The organism is Paenibacillus sp. GD4 (assembly GCF_030846225.1).
In the GTDB taxonomy this organism is placed as follows: domain Bacteria; phylum Bacillota; class Bacilli; order Paenibacillales; family NBRC-103111; genus Paenibacillus_G; species Paenibacillus_G silviterrae.
This window is the reverse complement of the sequence record NZ_JAVCYK010000002.1, coordinates 60490-80193: the sequence shown is the minus strand read 5'-3', so window position 1 is coordinate 80193 and position 19704 is coordinate 60490. Positions and strand designations below refer to the sequence as shown.

The 19704-nt window shown below is 52.0% G+C and carries 13 protein-coding genes; 1 reads left to right on the top strand and 12 read right to left on the bottom strand.

Annotation, left to right across the window (positions count from 1 at the left end; genetic code table 11):
- Positions 1–21: 21 nt before the first annotated feature.
- Both RAC89_RS23705 and RAC89_RS23700 read right to left on the bottom strand, forming a co-directional pair.
- Positions 22–4497 (bottom strand): CBM96 family carbohydrate-binding protein, encoded by a 4476-nt coding sequence (locus RAC89_RS23705; protein WP_306616224.1) that lies wholly within the window; start codon positions 4495–4497, stop codon positions 22–24.
- Positions 4498–4651: 154 nt separating this feature from the next.
- Positions 4652–5962 (bottom strand): ABC transporter substrate-binding protein, encoded by a 1311-nt coding sequence (locus RAC89_RS23700; protein WP_306616223.1) that lies wholly within the window; start codon positions 5960–5962, stop codon positions 4652–4654.
- Between the two features lie 299 nt (positions 5963–6261).
- Here RAC89_RS23700 and RAC89_RS23695 point away from each other — a divergent pair, with 299 nt between their 5' ends.
- On the top strand, positions 6262–7104 hold the full coding sequence (locus RAC89_RS23695) for an AraC family transcriptional regulator (protein ID WP_306616222.1): 843 nt from the start codon (positions 6262–6264) through the stop codon (positions 7102–7104).
- A gap of 56 nt (positions 7105–7160) precedes the next feature.
- Here RAC89_RS23695 and RAC89_RS23690 read toward each other — a convergent pair whose 3' ends face one another.
- The 10 genes from RAC89_RS23690 to RAC89_RS23645 all read right to left on the bottom strand — a co-directional run bounded on the left by RAC89_RS23690 (position 7161) and on the right by RAC89_RS23645 (position 19683).
- Positions 7161–8453 (bottom strand): MFS transporter, encoded by a 1293-nt coding sequence (locus RAC89_RS23690; RefSeq protein WP_306616221.1) that lies wholly within the window; start codon positions 8451–8453, stop codon positions 7161–7163.
- A gap of 539 nt (positions 8454–8992) precedes the next feature.
- Positions 8993–9184: an S-layer homology domain-containing protein gene (locus RAC89_RS23685; protein ID WP_306616220.1), complete on the bottom strand. Its 192-nt coding sequence runs from the start codon at positions 9182–9184 to the stop codon at positions 8993–8995.
- 117 nt (positions 9185–9301) lie between these two features.
- The gene (locus RAC89_RS23680; protein ID WP_306616219.1) at positions 9302–10684 is read right to left on the bottom strand and encodes a sensor histidine kinase; all 1383 of its coding nucleotides are present in this window, start codon (positions 10682–10684) and stop codon (positions 9302–9304) included.
- A gap of 5 nt (positions 10685–10689) precedes the next feature.
- On the bottom strand, positions 10690–11397 hold the full coding sequence (locus RAC89_RS23675) for a response regulator transcription factor (RefSeq protein ID WP_284645396.1): 708 nt from the start codon (positions 11395–11397) through the stop codon (positions 10690–10692).
- Between the two features lie 135 nt (positions 11398–11532).
- Positions 11533–12504, bottom strand: a complete 972-nt coding sequence (locus RAC89_RS23670; RefSeq protein WP_284645395.1) for a carbohydrate ABC transporter permease — start codon at positions 12502–12504, stop codon at positions 11533–11535.
- Between the two features lie 15 nt (positions 12505–12519).
- Positions 12520–13389, bottom strand: coding sequence for a carbohydrate ABC transporter permease (locus tag RAC89_RS23665; RefSeq protein WP_284645394.1), 870 nt, complete (start codon positions 13387–13389; stop codon positions 12520–12522).
- Positions 13386–15710: a DUF5696 domain-containing protein gene (locus tag RAC89_RS23660; protein ID WP_306616218.1), complete on the bottom strand. Its 2325-nt coding sequence runs from the start codon at positions 15708–15710 to the stop codon at positions 13386–13388. The genes RAC89_RS23665 and RAC89_RS23660 overlap by 4 nt, the downstream gene beginning before the upstream one ends.
- Positions 15707–17851: a YIP1 family protein gene (locus RAC89_RS23655; protein WP_306616217.1), complete on the bottom strand. Its 2145-nt coding sequence runs from the start codon at positions 17849–17851 to the stop codon at positions 15707–15709. The genes RAC89_RS23660 and RAC89_RS23655 overlap by 4 nt, the downstream gene beginning before the upstream one ends.
- Before the next feature lie 18 nt (positions 17852–17869).
- Positions 17870–18778 (bottom strand): carbohydrate ABC transporter permease, encoded by a 909-nt coding sequence (locus RAC89_RS23650; RefSeq protein WP_284645391.1) that lies wholly within the window; start codon positions 18776–18778, stop codon positions 17870–17872.
- On the bottom strand, positions 18778–19683 hold the full coding sequence (locus RAC89_RS23645; protein ID WP_284646680.1) for a carbohydrate ABC transporter permease: 906 nt from the start codon (positions 19681–19683) through the stop codon (positions 18778–18780). Before RAC89_RS23645 ends, RAC89_RS23650 begins: the two co-directional genes overlap by 1 nt.
- Positions 19684–19704 lie beyond the last annotated feature (21 nt).

Below are 19704 nucleotides of genomic sequence, written 5' to 3'. Positions count from 1 at the left end.
CCAAGAATTGCCCGGGAAAGGTTATTTATGAAACGTTATGTTTCCTGTGAACTGTCGGCTGGTTGCCTCCATCACAGGGGTGCTGCGTTCCTTTGGCCATACGGACACAGAAACCGTAGGTTTAGGCTTTCCGTTCATCGCGGCGTCATTCAAGAGCTCTAGTTGCGCATGGTACTGTTGGCCGTCCGTACCGATTCCGGTCCCAACCAGGCTCATCGTTTGTTCTGCAATGACCAGGAACTTGATCTGCTGCAGCTCGAACCGGATTCCACGCGGTTCATCGTGAATTCGCAAGCTCCCTTCCGGCTGACCCAAGCTGTTATATCCGAGGTTTGCCTGTAAGTGTACCTTGCTTCCGTAAGTGCTTCCGGTGACCGTTTCCGTATTGGCGGCACTGAACCATCCCGCCGCGGTTACCGGTCCTGCCGTCGGGTCATAAACAGCAAAGGTTACGGATACGTTCGAAACATTGCCGGCATAATCCGCAGCGGTTGCGGTAAGCTCGTGAACCCCCAAGGCCGTTATGTTTGTTCCGGAATCATGGGGCTTCCCGTCAACCGTAATAGACAAACTCTTGACGCCGGTCTCCGCGTCCTCGGCCGTTATGACCGGGGTAACGCTGTTCGCGTAGCTTCCCCCATAGGTGATCCCCGTTACACTAATAGCAGGGACATGACTATCAAGCAGTTTCACCTTCAGATATGGTTTGAATTTACCTGATTCCTTGGAGTAGAAATTGGTGCTTAAACCGGGTTCCGTTTCTTGAATGACCGCGAGACTTGCCGTGCGATCTCCAGCGGCCTGAGCTTTGACAAAGTCCGTTATGTCAAACTCCCGCCATGCCGGCTGACTATTGACTCTTGTCGTTGCCAATGATGCGCCTGTGGATGGCCGGTTGTTCCAGGTCAGACCGGTTTCCGCCCAGCTATCGTTTTCCACCGCACGAACCGTATTATCGATCTCCGTCCCTGCGCTGTCGGCAACATTGCCGTAGAGGTACAGCACCGCTGAGTCTACGTCACCGGTCAGATCTCCGAGATCAAACTGAAGGAAAGCCTCACGCTGAAACCCTATACTGCTCCTCTTGACCGTCAAATTGCCGCTGCTTCCATAGTTTATGTCGGCGTAGCTCCCGTCTCGTGCGAACGTGTCCTTAGCAGGAGTAAATACGCGGTTCAGCGGGTCCATTACCGTAAAGTTCAGCCCCGCAAACTTAAGGTAACCGTCCAGTGTCACGGCGGCTACTACCCTTGCGCTGCCTTCGCCGACTGCCGTCACTACCCCGTCACCGCTTACCGATACCACTTCAGGGTTGCTCGAGAAGTACTCCACCTTAGCCCTGGTTAGGTCGGCGGACTCTCCGGTGTTCATCGCTCCCGAGAGCTGCAGCCGGGTGGACTGCGATACCTTTAGACCGGTAGTATTCGTAGAAAGGGACACGCTCTTTAACTCAGGTGTCCTGTGTGGATCACTCACGACGCGATCATATATACGAACCTCAGTAATACTGTTGAACTGATTTTGCGAATTACCGTGGCCGATAATACGGACATAGCGTGCTTGATGCTCGCCGATAGCGTAATTCTCCAGTCCTGTCGTAATGCCGCTGCTTCTTCCGCTGAATACCCGTGTCCACAAAGCGCCGTCGCCCGAGACTTCAATATCAAACGAGGAAGTCCGCTCGTTCCCTCTATACCAGGCAACGGATACGCTGCGTATGGTGCTCGGGGCACCCAGAGCGTAGCGGATCCACTCACCATCCCCCTCTGCCGACCATCGGGAGTCCAAATCATCGTCTATCGTGTTCAGTGCGATATTGCCGTCATCGCTGCTGGCCGTTACATCGGCAACGGGCAAACCAACGGCTCCTACACTAACCTTGCTCTGGAAATGAATTTGATACGTTCCGGTACCCCCGCTGGGAGTCGATACGTTTATCCAAGCCGTTCCCGGGACTCCCGAAGCTTGCCGCACGTGAACCGAAGCATTCGAATCAGCTGCAACTGCTGTCACAATCGGTGCTGTCGTCGTTCCATCGGGCAGATTAACGTCATAGGTGAACGCCTCAGCCGTGAAGCTTTCTAGAGGTTTGCCGCCAACGGTAATCGAATGTAACAAAGATACTTCTGCAGCAGGTGTATTCCACTCGGAAAGCGGCATTACCTGAGGCAGCTCCACCGGCGGAGATTCCCCTTCGCGCAGCGGAACCATCAGAACGGCTAATCTCAGATCCTGTACATCCTCCAGATGAATAGCCAGCTTTCGTATTCCCGCATTCGAATTTTGACCTTCCGGGTTGGGGGACGTTGGCAGCGGTACGGCATCCATCACCACGAACTTGGCTTGAGACGGGGAAAGAATGCGCGCCCACAGCCGTTTTCCGTTACTGTTAAGCATAGCCCATTGTCCGTCAGGTGCGATCTGCTCCATTTGGGTAGCGGTATGCATAAACCACCACACATCGGATGGGGATTTCGCCTGCACTTCATCCTGGATCAGCAATTGGCGTCGATGGTCCAGTAGGCGGATGCCGCGTTCCGCTTTCACCACGTTTTTCGCATAGGCTTGTGTCAGGTCAGCAACGGCAAACGACTCCTGAGGCGATGAAGCAAATTTGCTGATGCTGATGGTAGCGGCGGGTTCTTGATCAGGACTTTCATCCGGGTTGATCACAAGAACATTTTGGCCTTCGCCTCTCATCCTGTAATACGTCCAACGTTCCCCGCCGAAATATCCCGGCAAGTTGTAGTTGTCGGCCCCTAGCTCCTGCGCCCAGCGCACGCCTAGTGCGTCGAGCACAAACGTACCCGCATCGAGGTTGTTGTGATTCTTTTCCTTGCTCGTTCCCTTGAAGCCCGCAAAAACGGCACGCGGGTCTTCCCACGAGCTTCTCATAGAGACAGCTTCCACATTGCGGAAGTATTTATCCAGCTGCAAATGGGAAGAACGCGGTCCGGGATAGTCGTTCGGAGCATACCAGAGCAAATCAAGCGGCGACGGGCTTAGGTCTGCGCGTTGGGCCTGCCACCAGCCGTATTCCGGTTTATTGAATTCGGATCCGAACCAGTGCAGCGAGGGAGAATTAGGCAGACCCGAGCCCGCATCCGCAAAGTTAAAGGTCATGTTAATCGGCCCCGACATATGGATCGGAAAATCTCCGTTTAATGGAAAACCAGGGCTTTGAGACAAGCCGAAGTCCGTTCCAACGGCTGTCTTCAGCGCCTTCATATATAGTCCGGCGTACTCGACGGAATATGCCCAGTAGCCGGGTCCCTCATACCAGCCTCCGTCCGGAGCCCATTGTGCCAGCGCCTTAGGCAGCGATTGGAAGCCGCGCCCGAGAAGATCCTCTGCAAGCGCCTTCACCTCCGGTTCATCTCCGAAAGCCAGAGCTCCCATGCCGATGCCCCCATTGACTACAAAATTCCAGTTGTTGCTTGTATTCACCCAAAAGTCAGGTCTTTTGTAGCCGGCCAGCGCCGGGTTGAAGCCCTTGTTGACCGTGGCATCGCGGAGAAACAGTTTCCGTTCGGCGGACCAATAATCGTAGAGCCAATCATAGCCGATGGCAAAGGCATAGGTCATCTCCGCCGTATCGAGAAAATGACTTGGGTTCCAATCCTTAAACCTGCCTGCGGCCTCCAGCTCCTTCCAGGCTCTTTCGGCAAACCGGGAATCCTTCGTTAGACGGTACATCAGGCCCAGTGTTTGAATGCGGTCCTTCACCTTGCGGCTCACCGCCAATAGTCTGACGCCGTCCGGAATTTCATAGATGGAAGCCGGCTCCGTCAATATCGTTTCGGCTTTAGCGTATAGTTTGTCATACCAGGATTGAAGTCTGGGATCTGCCGCAATACGATCCTTTAAGGCGGCAAAATCCGAGGAGGTTGCCAGCAGCCGCGGATGCTCCGATCTGATTCTATCGGTGATCGGTATGACCTTGGATACCTGCGCATCATCAAACCATACGGTTCCGGAAGCGGCCCATAGAAAATACTCGACCAGCATCCTGGCAGCACCGGCAGGAACGGTCGCTTGATGCGTAATTTGGTCCCACTCCGCCGTTCCCTTTCGGGCGCCCACATAGTTATCGGTTCCGATCTTCGTGTTGTTAGCGTCGAAAAATTGATAGCGCATAACAACTCCTCTATCCGTTGAGACGATGTTATCCAGCTTGGCCCAAACACTTAACCTGTAGCTTTGATTCTGTTCTACGCGGATCGACTGATTGATGCTTGCCCTCGCGGGTTCAGCCGATTGTATCCGTAAAGAGCGGCTGCCGCTTTTGACTGTATTCTCATCTAGAGTAAATTGCGGATTGCCGGTATAACCGCTTGCAATCCATTTACTCCACGAAGCGGGTAAGCCGTTCGTTATTTGTTCGAAGCTGCCGTTGAGAAGCAAGTTCGGACCCTCCGTAGGTAACGCTGCCGCCGACTCCCCCTGTGCAGGCGCTAAGGGAAGCATCCCGACAAGCAACGCAATCATAATGGTCATTCTTAAGAAGAAAGCGGGTGAGCATGCTCCTTTCATCACTGCTGTTCTTGCCTTGTCCCCCAAAGAAATCTCCCCTTTCAGAGTTCAGAAGAATGGATAGCGCTAGTAATTCTTCACTTGTATCCGGTTACATTTTATACGGCACAGTTAAGCCCTACTTTTTCGCTTTCATGTCCTGCTCTATTTTCTTGTCCGCGGCTTCCTGGGCTTCTCTCAGCAGCGTATTAATATCCTTAGTACCCAAGGCCAAATCCTTCAGCACGCCGTTCAGTCCGCCTGCAGCGGTGATTGTATGAATGTTGGGCGGGATCATCTTGGCCGGCTTTACCTTTAGAGCGGCCTGCACATTTTTCCCTTTCAGCACTTCCATGTCAGCGCCAAACTGGCTTCGGATCGTCTCGTCTGCAAGCGCCGTTAGACGTGCCCTGCGGTTGATTCGCGATTGCACTTCGGGAGAAGTCGTCAAGAACTGAATGACCTCGAACGCTTCCTCTTTATGCTGGCTTGTATTGGAAACTCCCAGCAGCTTGGCACCAGGGTCGATGGTCAAACCCGGCAATTCGGTAAGCACCGGAGCAGCCGTGATGTCAAAGTTCATAGTTACATTGCCTGCTTGCATCGTGCTGGAGACGTCGGTAAGCCAATTCACGTACATCGCCACCGTTTGATCCTTGATGAAATCCGCTCCCTTAATCGGATACTCATTATTAACAATCATACCTGGAATTTGAAAAAATCTTTGAATTCTCTCCAAGATGACTTTATTCTCGGGCGTGTCGATCAAGCTCTTATTCGTCTGGGCATCAATCAGCGGCGTAGACTTCACGCGGGTGAAAAATTCCGGGTTTTGCGGCAGGACCCCGCGGTATTGAACTCCATTTTCTACATATGTCAGCTTTTTCGCCAGGTCATACAGCTCATCCCATGTGATTCCTTCCTTAGGATAGGGAACACCTCGCTTATCGAACAAATCCTTGTTGTAGAAAAGCGCCATGTGATTTAAATCAAACGGGATCCCGTAAATTTCGCCCTTGGGACCGAGCTCTCTAACCCAATCAATGTTGGGCTTGGCGAACTTGTTCAAGTCCAGGTTGTGCTTCTTGACCAACTGGCTCATATCATAGGGAATATTTAAATCGAAATATAAGCTGAGTCTGGAATTTGCCGTGTAGAATATGTCAGGAAACTGGCCGTTCGCTTGCATCTTGATCGGATCCGTCCGATCCAGCTTCATCGTGATATGCGGGAATTTTTCCTTGAGCGGCTTGAACATCAAATCCTCAAATTCTTGGTCGCTCATACTGAGCCAGTAAGGACTAATAATTAACTCCACCGGCTCTTTAGTCTTGCTGGGTTCAACAGCCTGCGGCGCTGGGCCTTCCGGAGCGCTGCCTCCCGTACAAGCAGTTGTTATTCCTAAGCTTAAGGCTAGAAGAGAACCTGCCAATGCTTTCCTAGCTTTCATTCGATGACCTCCCATCATTTAGTTAAGCGCTTCCATTTCGTGGCTTACTATCGAGTCATCAACTGGATGTCCAAGAGTTACAGGCTGTTTCGTCAAAATAAATTCCATATCCCCCCTCCATTGGGTCCGACTGGGCTAAGTATAATTCAAAGGCCACTTTACTGGGTATGGTAAATATTGCTATTATAATTGCAAAGCTTGCTATTTCTTCAATTTTATTGCTAGTCTTACCTCCTTCATCTTACCAGGTCACCATCATCGCGTTTCGGCTTTGGCCATTCGGGAAAGGAGATTGTCCTATGTCCACAACAATGGTTGCCTTTCAGCTGGGGAACGGAGCCTTCACCTACATGCACAGCCTGACACCGAAGCCGGATAACGACCAGCACCGGCTGTATTTGGAATCCCGTTATCAGCTGTATTACCTCATTTCCGGCAGCGTTGATTACCAGATAGAGGGCAAAAGCTATAGTCTCCTTCCGGGAGACCTGCTTATCTTTAACAATAAGGAAATGCACCGCCCTTATTTCAGTACGGATGAAAGCTATGAGCGGATCCTTGTCTTTTTCAAGCCGCAATTTTGCAGCCATTATTGCAGCCCGGGCTATGATCTTCTCCAGTATTTCGAAAGGAAGAAGCCCGCCAGCTTCAATCGGCTGCCGGCAAGCATCGTCGAGGAAGCGCAGCTCCGGCGTTATTTTACCGAAATCGAACAATTAGGCCAAGAGCTCAATCCTCAGAACCGGCTGCTGATCGAACTCACCTTCATTCGTCTGCTCGTCCATATCAATGAATTGATTTCCTCCTACTCCGGGCCTGATGAACCGACACTTGAGCAGCATGAGAAGCTGGAGAGGATCATCCGTTACATCCATGACCATTTGTCCGTCAACATGACATTGGATGAGATCGAAGGAAGATTTCATATCAATAAGTATTACTTCTCGCATTTATTCAAAAAGACCATGGGTGTTTCCTTTAAGCAGTATGTGCTGAACAAGCGTCTGTCCAAAGCAGCCGCCTTATTAAAGCTATCCGTGCCTCCTGCGGAAGCCGCGCGCTTATCCGGGTTTGAAGACTATTCCAACTTTTATAAGGCGTTTACGAAAGCAACCGGCGTCGCCCCGTCCAAATATACATAAACGAAGCTCATGCATAAAGACCGACCCGTAAGCTCGGATCGGTCTCATCGAAATTTCTAAGCGGAAACAGCTTCGGCGGAAGTGAAAGCGGAAGCGGAAGATGCAGGCTCAACCCGTTTGGCTTCCATCCTCGGGGGTATGAGATAGAACAGGGCGATCCCGGTTAAACCGGTAATCAAAATGATGGATGCCATCATCCAAGCCGGCAACCACCCTCCGAGCATGATTCCGCCGCCGGCAATAAGGAGAGCTCCTCGCCAGGTTAAGCTATACATGGCCATATAGGAGCCGCGGGCATGCTCGGGAACAATGTACCCCAAATACGCCTGCTTAATCGGAACGTATAACAGCTCTCCGAAGGTCGCGATAACCATGGCGCCGAATAGCAACCACGGACGGTCGCTGTAAGCGATCAGGCTGTAAAACAGAACATAGGCGAGAAAGCCTCCCATCAAAAGCGGCTTTTCCGGGAAACGCTGCATCAGCGTCCGCATCAAGAACGATAACAGCACGACGAGAATCGTATTTTCTGTGCGCAGCAGACCCAGCAGCTGAATGCCGTTAACTTGATAAGACCAAGCTCCCCAGTTAAAAATGTTGGCCTCCGCCACCTCTTTTTCCAAGCGGATCCCAATGTAATTGCCTAAATGAAATTCTACCGACATAATCAGCATGCTGGCGGCAATGAAGATGATGAAGGTTTTATCCTGAAACACCTTCTTGTAGTTGTCCCACAGACGAAGTCCGGCACTCTTGGCTGACGGTACGGACTTAGCTTGGTAGCTTTCATCTATGAACAGGTACATGATAAACCAGGACACAGCTACCATAGCGGCTTCTGCCAGAAACAAGCCGAACAGGTAATCCTTGAACAAATAAGCCCCGACCACTCCAGCTAAAGCAATCGACAGATTGTTGGCCCAATACATCATTCCGTACATATATTTGCGTTCCTCCGGCTTCGACGCGTCCAGCATCATTCCGTCAACCGCCGGCCCATGGATCCCCCAGCAGAAGTTGATCACAAGTGTCATGAGGAAAGTGACAGCGGGCGAAGTATACCAGGGCGAATTGGCCAAAGCAATGACAAGGCAGCTCAGCGCCCACATGGCCTCTGCCAGAAGAACGAGCTTCTTCCGTCCGATCCGGTCCGCGTAGTATCCGCCGACAAAGCCGCTAAAGGCTCCGACAAGAATAAAGAGGATCGTAGCCATCCCGGCAAAAGTCATGCCCAGCTTACTTGCAAAATAAATGGCCATGAACGGCGTCGTCAGGTTGTTCATAAGACTCGTTCCAAAGGCCAGACCGATTCTAAGCTGAATCGTTCGGTGAAACTCACTAAACTTCATGTAATGATATACCTCCAAATACGCTTATTAACCATTGGTCATTTAACGGCGGAAAAAAAATGCGCGAGGTGAGCCCTTCCCGGTCCCCCCATTACGCCCCTACCAATCATGCTATATCTGTTTGCCAAAAGAAAGGGAAAATACGTTTATAAACCATCTTTCTTGAATCTTCTCTTTAAGCAGCTACTCAGCCTTTAGTACTTGACAATACCTCGACACTAACCGGCATCAGCGCGTCAGTACCAAGGCCCCGCCCCACCGTCGAACGGATTTCTGCTAATGTGCAGCAATTATCCGTTTTTTTCCAAGAAAGCGAGTTGATTTCTGCGTATGTGCAGCATTCCGAAACCCTAAGGCTCGTTTTCAGCCATTATGGGCTCTGAAAGGTGCGGTTTTGCACAAATCACGCTCTGAACCTAGGTTGGGAACGTAGATTTCTGCACATTTGCAGCTTTGCATTGGTATCTCCATGGTTATAGCCGAACCACTGCTTACCGCAAAAAATAAGAACGGCTGCAAAAGCAGCCGCCCTCTCAAGCTCATTTATTACTATTAATAAGTTTAAACTTTGACAGCAAACGCTGGAGTAAAGTGGCTGTCTCAGCACGAGTCATGTTTGCTTTCGGTTCCAGGTTTTCACCGGTTCCTAGCGCCAGACCGTTCTCCGCTGTTTTGGCCAAATCCTTTGACGCCCAACCGCTGATCTCTAATTTGTCCGCAAACTTAGCCAACGCAGAATCCGTATCCACGAGAATAGCTTCCTTTGCAGCCACGTCCATAGCACTTTTAGCCAGGCATAGCGATCATCGGCAAGCTCGCTTCCCCTATGCTTTCTTTCCCTTGCACGTCTATGCGTTCAATTCGTTGTGCAGGGCTTTCATATTTTTGTACTGATTTGGAATCGTCACCCGGAACAGCGACCCCTTACCGAGCTCGCTTTCCAGCTCAATCACACCGTCATGCGCTTCCACAAGCGCCTTGGCAATGCTAAGTCCCAAGCCTACACCGCCGCTGAAGCGGGAGCGGGACTTGTCTGCCCGGTACAACCGATTAAACACGTAGGGCTGGTCCTGCGGTCCGATGCCAATTCCCGTATCCCTGCAATATAGAATCGTATAATCGCCGTGCCAGTCCACACCGATCGTGATCGTGCCGCCGTCGTTTGTGTATTTGATTGCATTGGATACCAGATTGGAGACCACCTGGACGATCTTATCGCGATCCACCTCAGCGTAGCACGGTACATTCGGATTGCTGAACCGCATCCGGATGCCCTTGCTTTTGGCGAGCGGCTGAAAGCTTCGAAATACTTGCTCCGTCAGTTGGATTAAATCCACCTTGGTGATATGGATGGTGAACCGTGCCGCTTCCGCCTCCGATAGCTTCTCCATATCGGTTACAAGCCGGGTCAGCCGGATGATTTCATCATAGATTTGCTGCAGCCACTCTACGTCCACCTCATAAATGCCGTCGATCATAGCCTCCAGCTGCGAAAGCATGGAGGTTAACGGGGTCCTTAGCTCGTGAGTCAAATCCTCCATCAGGTTGTGACGCCAATCCTCCTGCCGACGCAGCTCCACGGAAAGCTCGTTCAAGGTCAGCGCCAGCTGCCGGATCTCCTCCGGGCCGAGCACAACCGCCTTCGTCTCCCGGTCCCCGGTCCGAATCTTGTCCGCAGTATCCTTCAGCCGCTGAAGATGGCGCGAGAGCAGCCTTGAAACCATCACACTGATCACAATCGAAAGGAAGAGAGCAACGCCGAATAAGAGAGCGGAGCGTTTCTTCATCATGCCCTGATAGGCTACGAAGCTGGGGTCCAGCTCGTTCATCTGCTTGAGATACGCGACCTGAAGCAAGCCTCGATGCTCCCCTTTGGCTACGACGGGAAATTCCTGCAGGTAGACCGCCTTAGGGTCTGTGATGCGCGAGAACATATCGAACCATATTTGCTGCCGGTCCTCGCCATAACGAATAAGAATGCCATACAACGTGGCGCGGCGTGTTAACCAGGCTTGCTGCTCCTCCGTGTACGGACCGACGCTCATCTCTTCATTGCGAAGATCATCCATCATTTTAAAGGCATTGATCTTCACCTGCTCCTGCTGATATTGCTGAAAAACATCGCCCCAGTTGTAGCTGTAGCCATAAGTAATGATGGATAACAGGATAAGGAAGCTGATCTGTAGGGTAATAAACAGGATGACATTCATTTTGCGAAAATAAGCTTTCATCGATATCAATCCTTGCGGTCAGGCTCCGCGGCGAATTTATACCCGGCTCCTACCATCGTCAAAATATACCTAGGCTCCTTGACATCCTCTTCGATCTTTTTCCTCAAATTTTTCACGTGCGTGTCGATCGAGCGGCTGTCCCCCATAAACCGGTAGCCTAACACGAGCTGCGTCAGCTCCGTTCGACTGAAGAGCTTGCCCGGCTTCTCGGCCAGCACGCTCATCAGCTTGAATTCGGTCAACGTCAAGCCGGTCAGCAGGCCCCGCACCAGCAGTGTCTTCTCCTCCAGATTTAACACCAGCTTGCCTTTATCAAACGTGAGAACAGACGCTGATTGCACTTCGGGAGCATAGGTCCTTACCCTGCGCAGCAGCGCATGGATCCGGGCGATGACCTCCTTCATCCGGTAAGGCTTGGCAATATAATCATCCGCACCGAGGTTAAGCCCTTCGATCGTATCGCTCTCCTTCGATTTGGAGGTAAGCATAATGATAGGAACGATAGAATGGCGCCGGATCTCCCGGCACACCTCTTCCCCGGAAAGTTCCTCCAGCATCAAATCAAGCAGGACGAGGTCATAGGATCGGCTTTGAAACCATTCCAGCGCTTCCCGGCCGCTTCCCGTATCGTCAACCGCCCACCCTTCGTTCCGAAGATAAGCGATCAGCACTTCCCGTATTTTCGGTTCATCCTCAACAACCAAAATCCGCATGGCGGCCCCCCTGATCTTTCTTCTTCTCTCTATCATATCTTTCACTGCCAATTGGGACAAGCAGGAATGCAAGAAAGAGGCCCTTCCTAAAGCGGATTGCTCCGCCGGAAGAAGGCCTCCTTCATAGCTACCGTTCTATTCTACCAGTCCTGTACGTTCCACTCCTTCTACGAACCAGCGCTGAGTAAAGGCGTATACCGCCAGCACAGGCATGATAATGAGGAAGGATGCAGCCATTTTGATCGGCTCCGCAAAGACGCTAGGTCCCGATTGCTCCGCTTCCGCCGTAAGCGCAGCGGCCAATCTCGACAAGCTGATGGACAAGGGAACCTCTTTGGCCCCGAACATGTACATTGACGGATAATAGAAGTCGTTCCAGTTCCACACGAAGGAGAACAGGAATACGACGATAATGGCCGAGCTCGAAATCGGCAGCATCACCCGGAAGAACACCCGGAATACGCTCGCTCCGTCAATCTTGGCCGCTTCCTCCAGCTCCTTAGGCAGGGTTGAGAAAAACTGCCGGAAGATGATAACAAATAAAGCACCCTTCAGTCCGTGCCCGAAAATCGCCGGGATAATGAGCGGCAGGTACGTATTCAGCCATCCGAACTCCTTGAAGAGCAAGATGGAGGGAAGAATCGTTACCTGCGGCGGCATGACGAAGGAAAAGATCAGGCACACGAACATGGTTTTCTTAAACGGGAATTCGAGCCGCGCAAACGCATAACCGGCAATAGCGCAGGAAATCACCTGCAGTACGGCTACGGACAACGAGGCCGTTAAGCTGATGGAGAATGCGCTGGGATATTTCAGCAGCCGGAATGCTTCCTGCAGGTGCCCCCAGAAGAGAGACCGCGGCACCCAGATTACCGCAGGGTCGAGCAGGTTGTTGGCATCCTTGATCATGGTGGTGACCATATACAGAATCGGCTTGACATAGATAAATGCCGTGTCCACCAGAATCAGGTACATGAACAGCCGGAAGATAAGTCCTTGGTTGGCTTCCTTCCCTAGAAGCGTGTTGCGCGTGTTCAGAAGCAGCTTTCTTGTATTCAGTTCCTTCGGGCTGTATCTTGTTCTCACAATCTCCGTGAGTCGTTGCATGTCGTTCCCTCCCTTCTATCGGCTGGCGGTTGCGGTTTTGGTCAATCTGCTAAAGATGAAGATCGCAATGCCAAGGAAAATCATGACGATGATAAAATAAATCCATGCCAGTGCACTGGATAAGCCGTAATTCGCTGTAGTTACCTTCGTAATAATCGGGTTCGACGGGAAGGTAAACAGGTCAACGACCGTATAAATGATGTTCAGGAAAATAAACGGAGACATGCCGGGCAGCGTAATTTTCCAAAACGTTTCCCAAGGGTCCGCACCGTCGATTCTCGCGGCTTCATACACTGAGACCGAGATCGTCTGACGTCCCGCCAGAAAGATCAGAATCTGGACGCCGGAGTACCACAGCACCAGCACGAACGAGCTAATGACTTTAATGATCGGTGCGGACCAGGCGGCAGGAAGATATGTGGTAATGAAGCTGCCGATTTCGAATTCTTGTACAAAGCCAAGCGTCCCTTCCCCTTGGGTAATGAACTCCTGGATAATTTGACCGGAGGAGAAGATCACCGGCAGGAAGAAAATGACCCGAAAGAAACCGCGGCCAAGAAACTTCTGATTCAGTAAAATTGCCACCATCAAGGAAAACACGACGATGATCGGAATCATGAAAAGCGATTGACGGAGAAACGGCAGCAGGTCGTTGTAAAGCAAGCCCCCGTCCGCCAGCAGAATTTCCCGGTAGTACTGAAAGCCGACAGGGGTATACTCAATCCCGCTGGCGGTAATCCGAACCCTTTGAAAGCTCATATACAGCGAGTATGCGAGCGGGAAGGCAAGAAAGGTGAGGAACCCGAAGGCCCACGGTGCAATAAACAATGAGCCTTCCAGCTTCCGAAGGGAGACGGCGCTTAGCTTCCATCTGCGACGGTTCATGGAGTCTTCCCTCCTGTAATCACGATAAAGTCTTGTGCCGGAACCTTGATGCTTCCGTTGGTATACGGCTCGGCATTATAGTTGACGATGATCTTCTTCCCGTTCTCGTATTCCGTCTGCTTCACATTCGGCGCGAGCGTCCGGTGGCCGGTAATGAGCTTGTTCTGCACATCGCCAAGCGCCTCGTTGAAGCGTTGGTACTCCTCCAGCGCCTTCACTTCCCAATCCCGGTAATTCAAGCTGTAGTACCAGATCGAATACGCGCCCTTCATTTCCCCGGAATCCGCATGAGTAAAGATGAAGCCCGGGTAAGCCCCATACTCGATCGAGCGTAAGAACTCCTCTTGATACTGATCCCTTAGATTAGACCAGTCCGACGTGTAGCTGACCAGCCCGTGCAAAGCAATTTGCAGGAACGGAACCGCCTCATCGACGAAGAGATCATGGGAATGATCCTGCTGAATACGATGAATGTGCTTCAGCTCTCCGATACCGTACATATTGCCTCTTTCGACGCTGACGCCGCCGAGCGTTTCCTTGATCTCCTTCATAGCCTGCTCATGCAGCTTCCTGACCTCAGAGCGGGGAGCCCTGTGGCGATCATTGAAGTCGCTGTTCAGGTAACGTCCGATGCCGTCCTCCAGATGCAGTCCGTCGGCGCCCAGCTCTTTAAACAGCTGCAGATCCTTGGAAATCATTTGGGTTGCGTAGCGCGGACTCATCATGGTGATCAAGTCCCGGTTATTAAAGTTAGTAAACTCAATCAGGCGTCCGGCCAAATTGCGCATCCCGTCGTATCTCGGCCTAAAGCCGTTCGTTTCCGTATTGTTTTGGCTGTAGTTGGCCGTCAAGAACACCGGGAGCTTCAAGCTGTGAGCGAATTGAATAAACTGCTTCATCCCTTTATTTCCGCCCAGACGGGAATCCACCTCGGTTAAATCCCCATATTTGCTGTAGCCGCCCTCCTGCCAGCCGGAATAGTTAATCGTCATGTTCTCAATGCCCAGCCCATACAGCCGGTTGATCATCTCCGTCGCTTCCGACGTCGTGGTACCCTTCAAATACTTATCCCAGATGAGCCCCTGTTTCCGGTCTGCACCTACGATATCCACGAACATCGGAATCTTTTTGCTTACCGTCTGCAGCGGCTTTAGGCCTTTGTCCTTCATCAGATACTGCCGGTATTTGGAGGCCATTCCGGTGTAATCGCTTTGGGCCGGGTCAAGCAAATAATATCGCACGGTACGCGGTACGGAGAATCTCTCCTTGCTATAGGTGAAGAACCCGGCATTGCCCTTCTGACTCGTATTTTGGAAAAATTTCACTCGATACTGCCATTCCGGTGTGATCCAGTTTGAAATCCCGAACGCCCCTGACGGGGATGCGAACAGCTTTGCATATTCCTCTCCACTGGTCATCACAGCCACAAACGCCGTATCTCCGGACTTCAATCCGAAAATCGGAGCCACGACATATTGTCTGGCCGTTTCTTCGTTGAAGAACGCATAGTCGCTTCCATAGATGCTTTCCCGATAAATCGATTTGTCCTGCGTACGGTTCGGCTTGAAGCGGATCAGTGCGCCGGGACCGTCCGGCACGAGCATGTATCCTTCTTGGTCCAGTGAAGGCTCAGCGCCCAGAAGCGGATACAGCTTTAGATTGAGCAGCGACAGCTTGCCTTCGACAATGGCGCTGTCCACGATTTTCGTCTCCACATAATCGTCGGCCAGCTTGACCTCTACTGGAATTTTAAACCCGGTACCGGCAAAATGATACGTCAGCTTAAACCCGTCCGAGGTGGTCTGAAACCCTTCCAGAACGCCTTTGTCCTCCACCCAGCTGATGATCTTCGGCTGAGACTTGAAATTGGCCATATCAATGTATTCGAGCATGATCGGCGAGCGCAGGTTGTTCCTCCACGTACCGGATATCGTTTCCTTCGACCAATGCTCCGGATTCGGATACGAGCGAAGCACCTTGCCGCTTCGTTTGTCCTCCGTTTTGAAATGACCAGTCGCGCTGTCAACCCACAGACGAAGCTGTGCATTCTCAGCGACCATGCGGAACTTGCTCTCGTCAGGGAGCTCCGCTGCCCGGTTCGCCTGGGCAGCAGGCGCTTGGGCTGGTGCTTGGGCAGGAGCCGGTGTGGTCTGAGCGGCAGGCTTCGAATCCGCCGGCTGCGCCGGAGCAGGAGCAGCCGGCGCCGGTGCCGCAGCCATACCGAGCTGCGGCGGCGACTGCGACACGAGCAGACCCGCAGCCGTAACAGCTGCCAAGGCGGCTGCGGATAACATTTTGAATTTCCGATAGTTGCGGGTCATCGGATCGTCACCTCCTGGTACACGGAATAGAAGAAGTCCTTCAGCTCATTGGTTAAGCCGAACGTTACGAAGATCAACACGCCTAGAATCGTCATGGTCGCCATGGACAGGAAGATGTTCATGCCCGTTTCTCCGACGCTGTAATTTTGCATTGCCTGCACCTTCCATACCATAAGCAGGGCAACCCATGCGATCAGCGCCGTCTCCAGGAAGGAGAAAATCGCAGCCTCGCTGAGCGTCATCAGTTTGGATAGGAACGTGAGCGGCAGTCCCAGCAGTACAAACGGGAATAACGCATACGAGCTGCCATACACCACATCGCGGAAGCGGCCTTCTCCCCGATAGATCGTGCTGATCAAGTAGTTCGAGATCACCCACCCGAACCAGACGATGACGAACTGGGTGAAAATCGTCACTAGGTTGATCTCCTGCGCCGCGGACGGATTGAACATGAAATCGGTGCCTGCCCGCATCACGCAGAAGGAAGCTGCCGAAACGAGGAACAGGATCGCGCTGCTAAGCATGCTGCCTTTTCCTTCATAACGAATCGCAGCAAACCCGTCCAGAGGGTGCTTCAGAATATAAAAGGCATGCTTTAACTGATTCACCAGCGGAATCTCCGACGGCTTGCGATGCTTCCATGCCTTTCTCCAGCTCGTGTTACGGGTGAAGCGGTTCAGGAGATAAAGAGCCAAGCCCCCGATGAGTACGATATTCATCAGCAAGCCGAAATGCTTCTGGAACCATTGCAGACGGATTTGCCAGTAGGCGTCCGAATAGCCTTGCACGAAGCCCGCCTCGAAGAACAGCCTCTCCGCCTTCTCGAATTCGCCTTTCTTATAAGCGGCTTTGGCAAGCCCAAGCACCGCAGGAGTATAGTAGGCGTTTAAGCGCAGCACCTCCTGCCAAGGCTTCTCGCTCTCTTCATAGCGTCCATCTTGGGTGAGCTGGTTCGCTTTATGCACCAGAGCGCCGAATTCCGACAGACGGAACATTTGGACCGCGCCGTTCTCTTCATCCAAGATGAACAGCTCATTCTTCGAGTTGTTGGCAATCGCCGAAGGCGTCTTCACCACGCCGAGACGATTGGAGGAGGCCGGTGAGGAGCCGCCCCAGAAGAAGAGGAGATTGCCGTTGCCGTCGTATTGGTTCACATACTTGAGAGTCGAATCAATCGCCGTAATGTTACCGCTGCGATCCACCGTCAAATCGCTGAGCTGGGGCTTCTGAAGCTTATCCTTCGGAGGGAATCTGACTTCCCCGAACGATTTGGTCGTGACTGAGTCGGAAAATTCATCCTTGAATGCTAGCAGATCCTTCCCTGCTATGTTCAGCTTCTTAAGCTGCCCTGAGGCTACTTCCTTGGTCGCCGTGTAGATCAGCCCGTTCTGGTCAATGGTCACACTGGCTACCGAGCCCGGCAGCTTGCTGATTTCGCGAAGGTACATTTCACGGGTATAGACGAGACGTTTGAACGCGTCCATAACCGAAAATTCCGTCTTATTGGCCCCGAAGAAGCTCAGGAAGTTGCCGTCCGGATCGAGCTGCAGCAATCCCTGATATCCGCCTAGTGTGGCAATATAGAGGAACCCGCGCTTGTCGACGACAAGCTTGATCGGATCATACTTGAAGGTGTCCGGCAAAAATTTGGATGTCGGCTGCTTGAATTCCTTCATCAGCTTTCCATTGTTATCGAGACGAACGACCCGCTTATTGCCGGTATCGGCCACATAAATATCGCCCTTTTGGTCGATAAACAGCCCCTCCGGCTTCTTCAGCGGACTTTCTTTGACATCCAGAATCCGAAGCAGCTGTCCTTTCTCGTCCAGATGCACGATCCGGCTATTCCCGGTATCGGCAATGTAAATATGATCTTTGCTGTCGATGAACAAATCCTTAGGCTGTACGAGCGGAGAATATACCTGCTTGCTCGGGTCCTTCGGATCAGGCACATAGATGTCGCGGCCAAGTGCCGCAACAGGGTTATAGGCCGATTGTGTCCAGACGAGCTGGCCGAAGCTATCTTTATAATTGGTGTCATATGGGACGTAAGCGAATGCGGAAACCGGCCAGATCGAAACCGTCATAAGGACAACCAATAGTACAAGGAGAAGCGATCTGAATGAATGACGTTTGTTCAACTAACGTTCTCCTCCTTCCTATTTAATCCCGGAGTGAGCCATCGTAGCGATCACTTTCCCCTGGAAGAACAAGAATATGATCAGGTTCGGGATGAACATGATAAGTGCTGCTGACGCTGCCGCTCCCTGTCTCGCCACGCTGTTAGCCAAGTTATTGGTCAATGTGGACAAGAAGAACGGGAAATTCTTCATTTCGTCATCCTGCATAAAGAGCGTGGAGGTCTCGACGTTCCCCCAAGAGCTCTGGAAGGTCAGGATCGCTACGGTCGCTACCGCCGGCATACAAACGGGAATGACGACCCGCAAGAATATGAGAAATTCTCCCGCTCCGTCGATTCGCGCCGCCTCGAGCAGCTCATTGGGCAGCTGATCGATAAACTGCTTCAACAGAAACACGCCGACCGGCATCGCTACCAGTGGGAGAATATGCCCCCAGTACGTGTTCATAATGCCAAGGTTGCTGACGACCAGATAACGCGGAATTTGAACCGCTTCCGGCGCAAACATCAACGTCAGGATAATGGTGGCGAAAACCATTTTATGCCCCGGAAATTTATGCTTCGAAATCGGATAAGCGCACATCGCGCTAACGATCGTGACACATACTACCGCTCCGCCTGAGATGATCAAACTGTTAAACAGATAACGGCTTACCGGAACCGTAGAGCTGGAGGCTACCAGCAGCAATTCTACAAAGTTCTGAAGTGACGGCTCTCTTACCAGAAAGGTAGGCGGATACACGAACAATTCATGATACGGCTTCAGTGCATGGTTAAATATATAGACGAGCGGCAGCAGCATAAACGCCGACAGTATGATAAGGAACAGGATCAACAGCTTCTGGAAGCCGTCCATGGACTTGAGCTTGGAGCCGCCCCCTCCCCACAGCCGCGGCAGCTGCTTCCACCAGGTTAAGGTGCGCTGCATCATTCATCCTCCTTCGAGCCGAACAAGCCCCAGCAAAATTTATTGGATGCGTACATCAGAAGCAAGAGGAATACCGAGATGGCCGCCGCATAACCCATTTCGAAACGGATAAAGCCATAATCGTCAATATGGTTAATGATCAAGTGACCCGCGTATTGCGGCGTCGGGTTCGTACCTGACAGCTCCACCCCGATCGCCCCTGCCTTAAAGGTGGACACGATGGCCATGACCGCACCGAACAGCATTTGGGGCTTCATCGAAGGGATCGTAATGTACCAAATCTCTTGTAAGCGGCTCTTCATTCCATCGATGCGTGCCGCCTCGTACAGCTCGCTGTTTACGTTGAGTATCCCTGCAAGCATCGCCAGGAAACCGACCCCCATGCTGGACCATAGCGTAACGGCAATCATCGAGTTCATGAGATACGCCTTATCCGTCACCCAAAGCCGAGGCTCATCCAGAAATCCCAGCTCGAGCAGGATGCTGTTCAGGTAACCGATCCGGTCCCCTGTCAGCATCGGAAGCCATACAATCGCCATCGCGATCCCCGCCGTAAGAGACGGGGTGTACATAGCGAGCGCAAACCAGCGGCGCGTGGAGCCCGGCAGCTGCGAGATAAGCCATGCCAGAAGGAAAGCGGCGATATAGCCGCCCGGACCGACAATAATCGCAAATTTGAACGTATTCGGAAGCGCATATTTCAGGAAAAGCAAATCCTGTGAAATCAAATACTGAAAGTTGCTCCAGCCGATAAAACGCGGCGGTTCGATCGCATTAAAGTAAGTAAAGCTCAATACGATCGCCGCGCCTACCGGTATGACGATGAATGCTGCAAAGCACAGCATGAACGGTGCAATGAACAAATAGGAGAGGCGATAAGCCCAGATCTCGGAAAGAAGACCCATGAATTTGGATGCCAGGCTCGG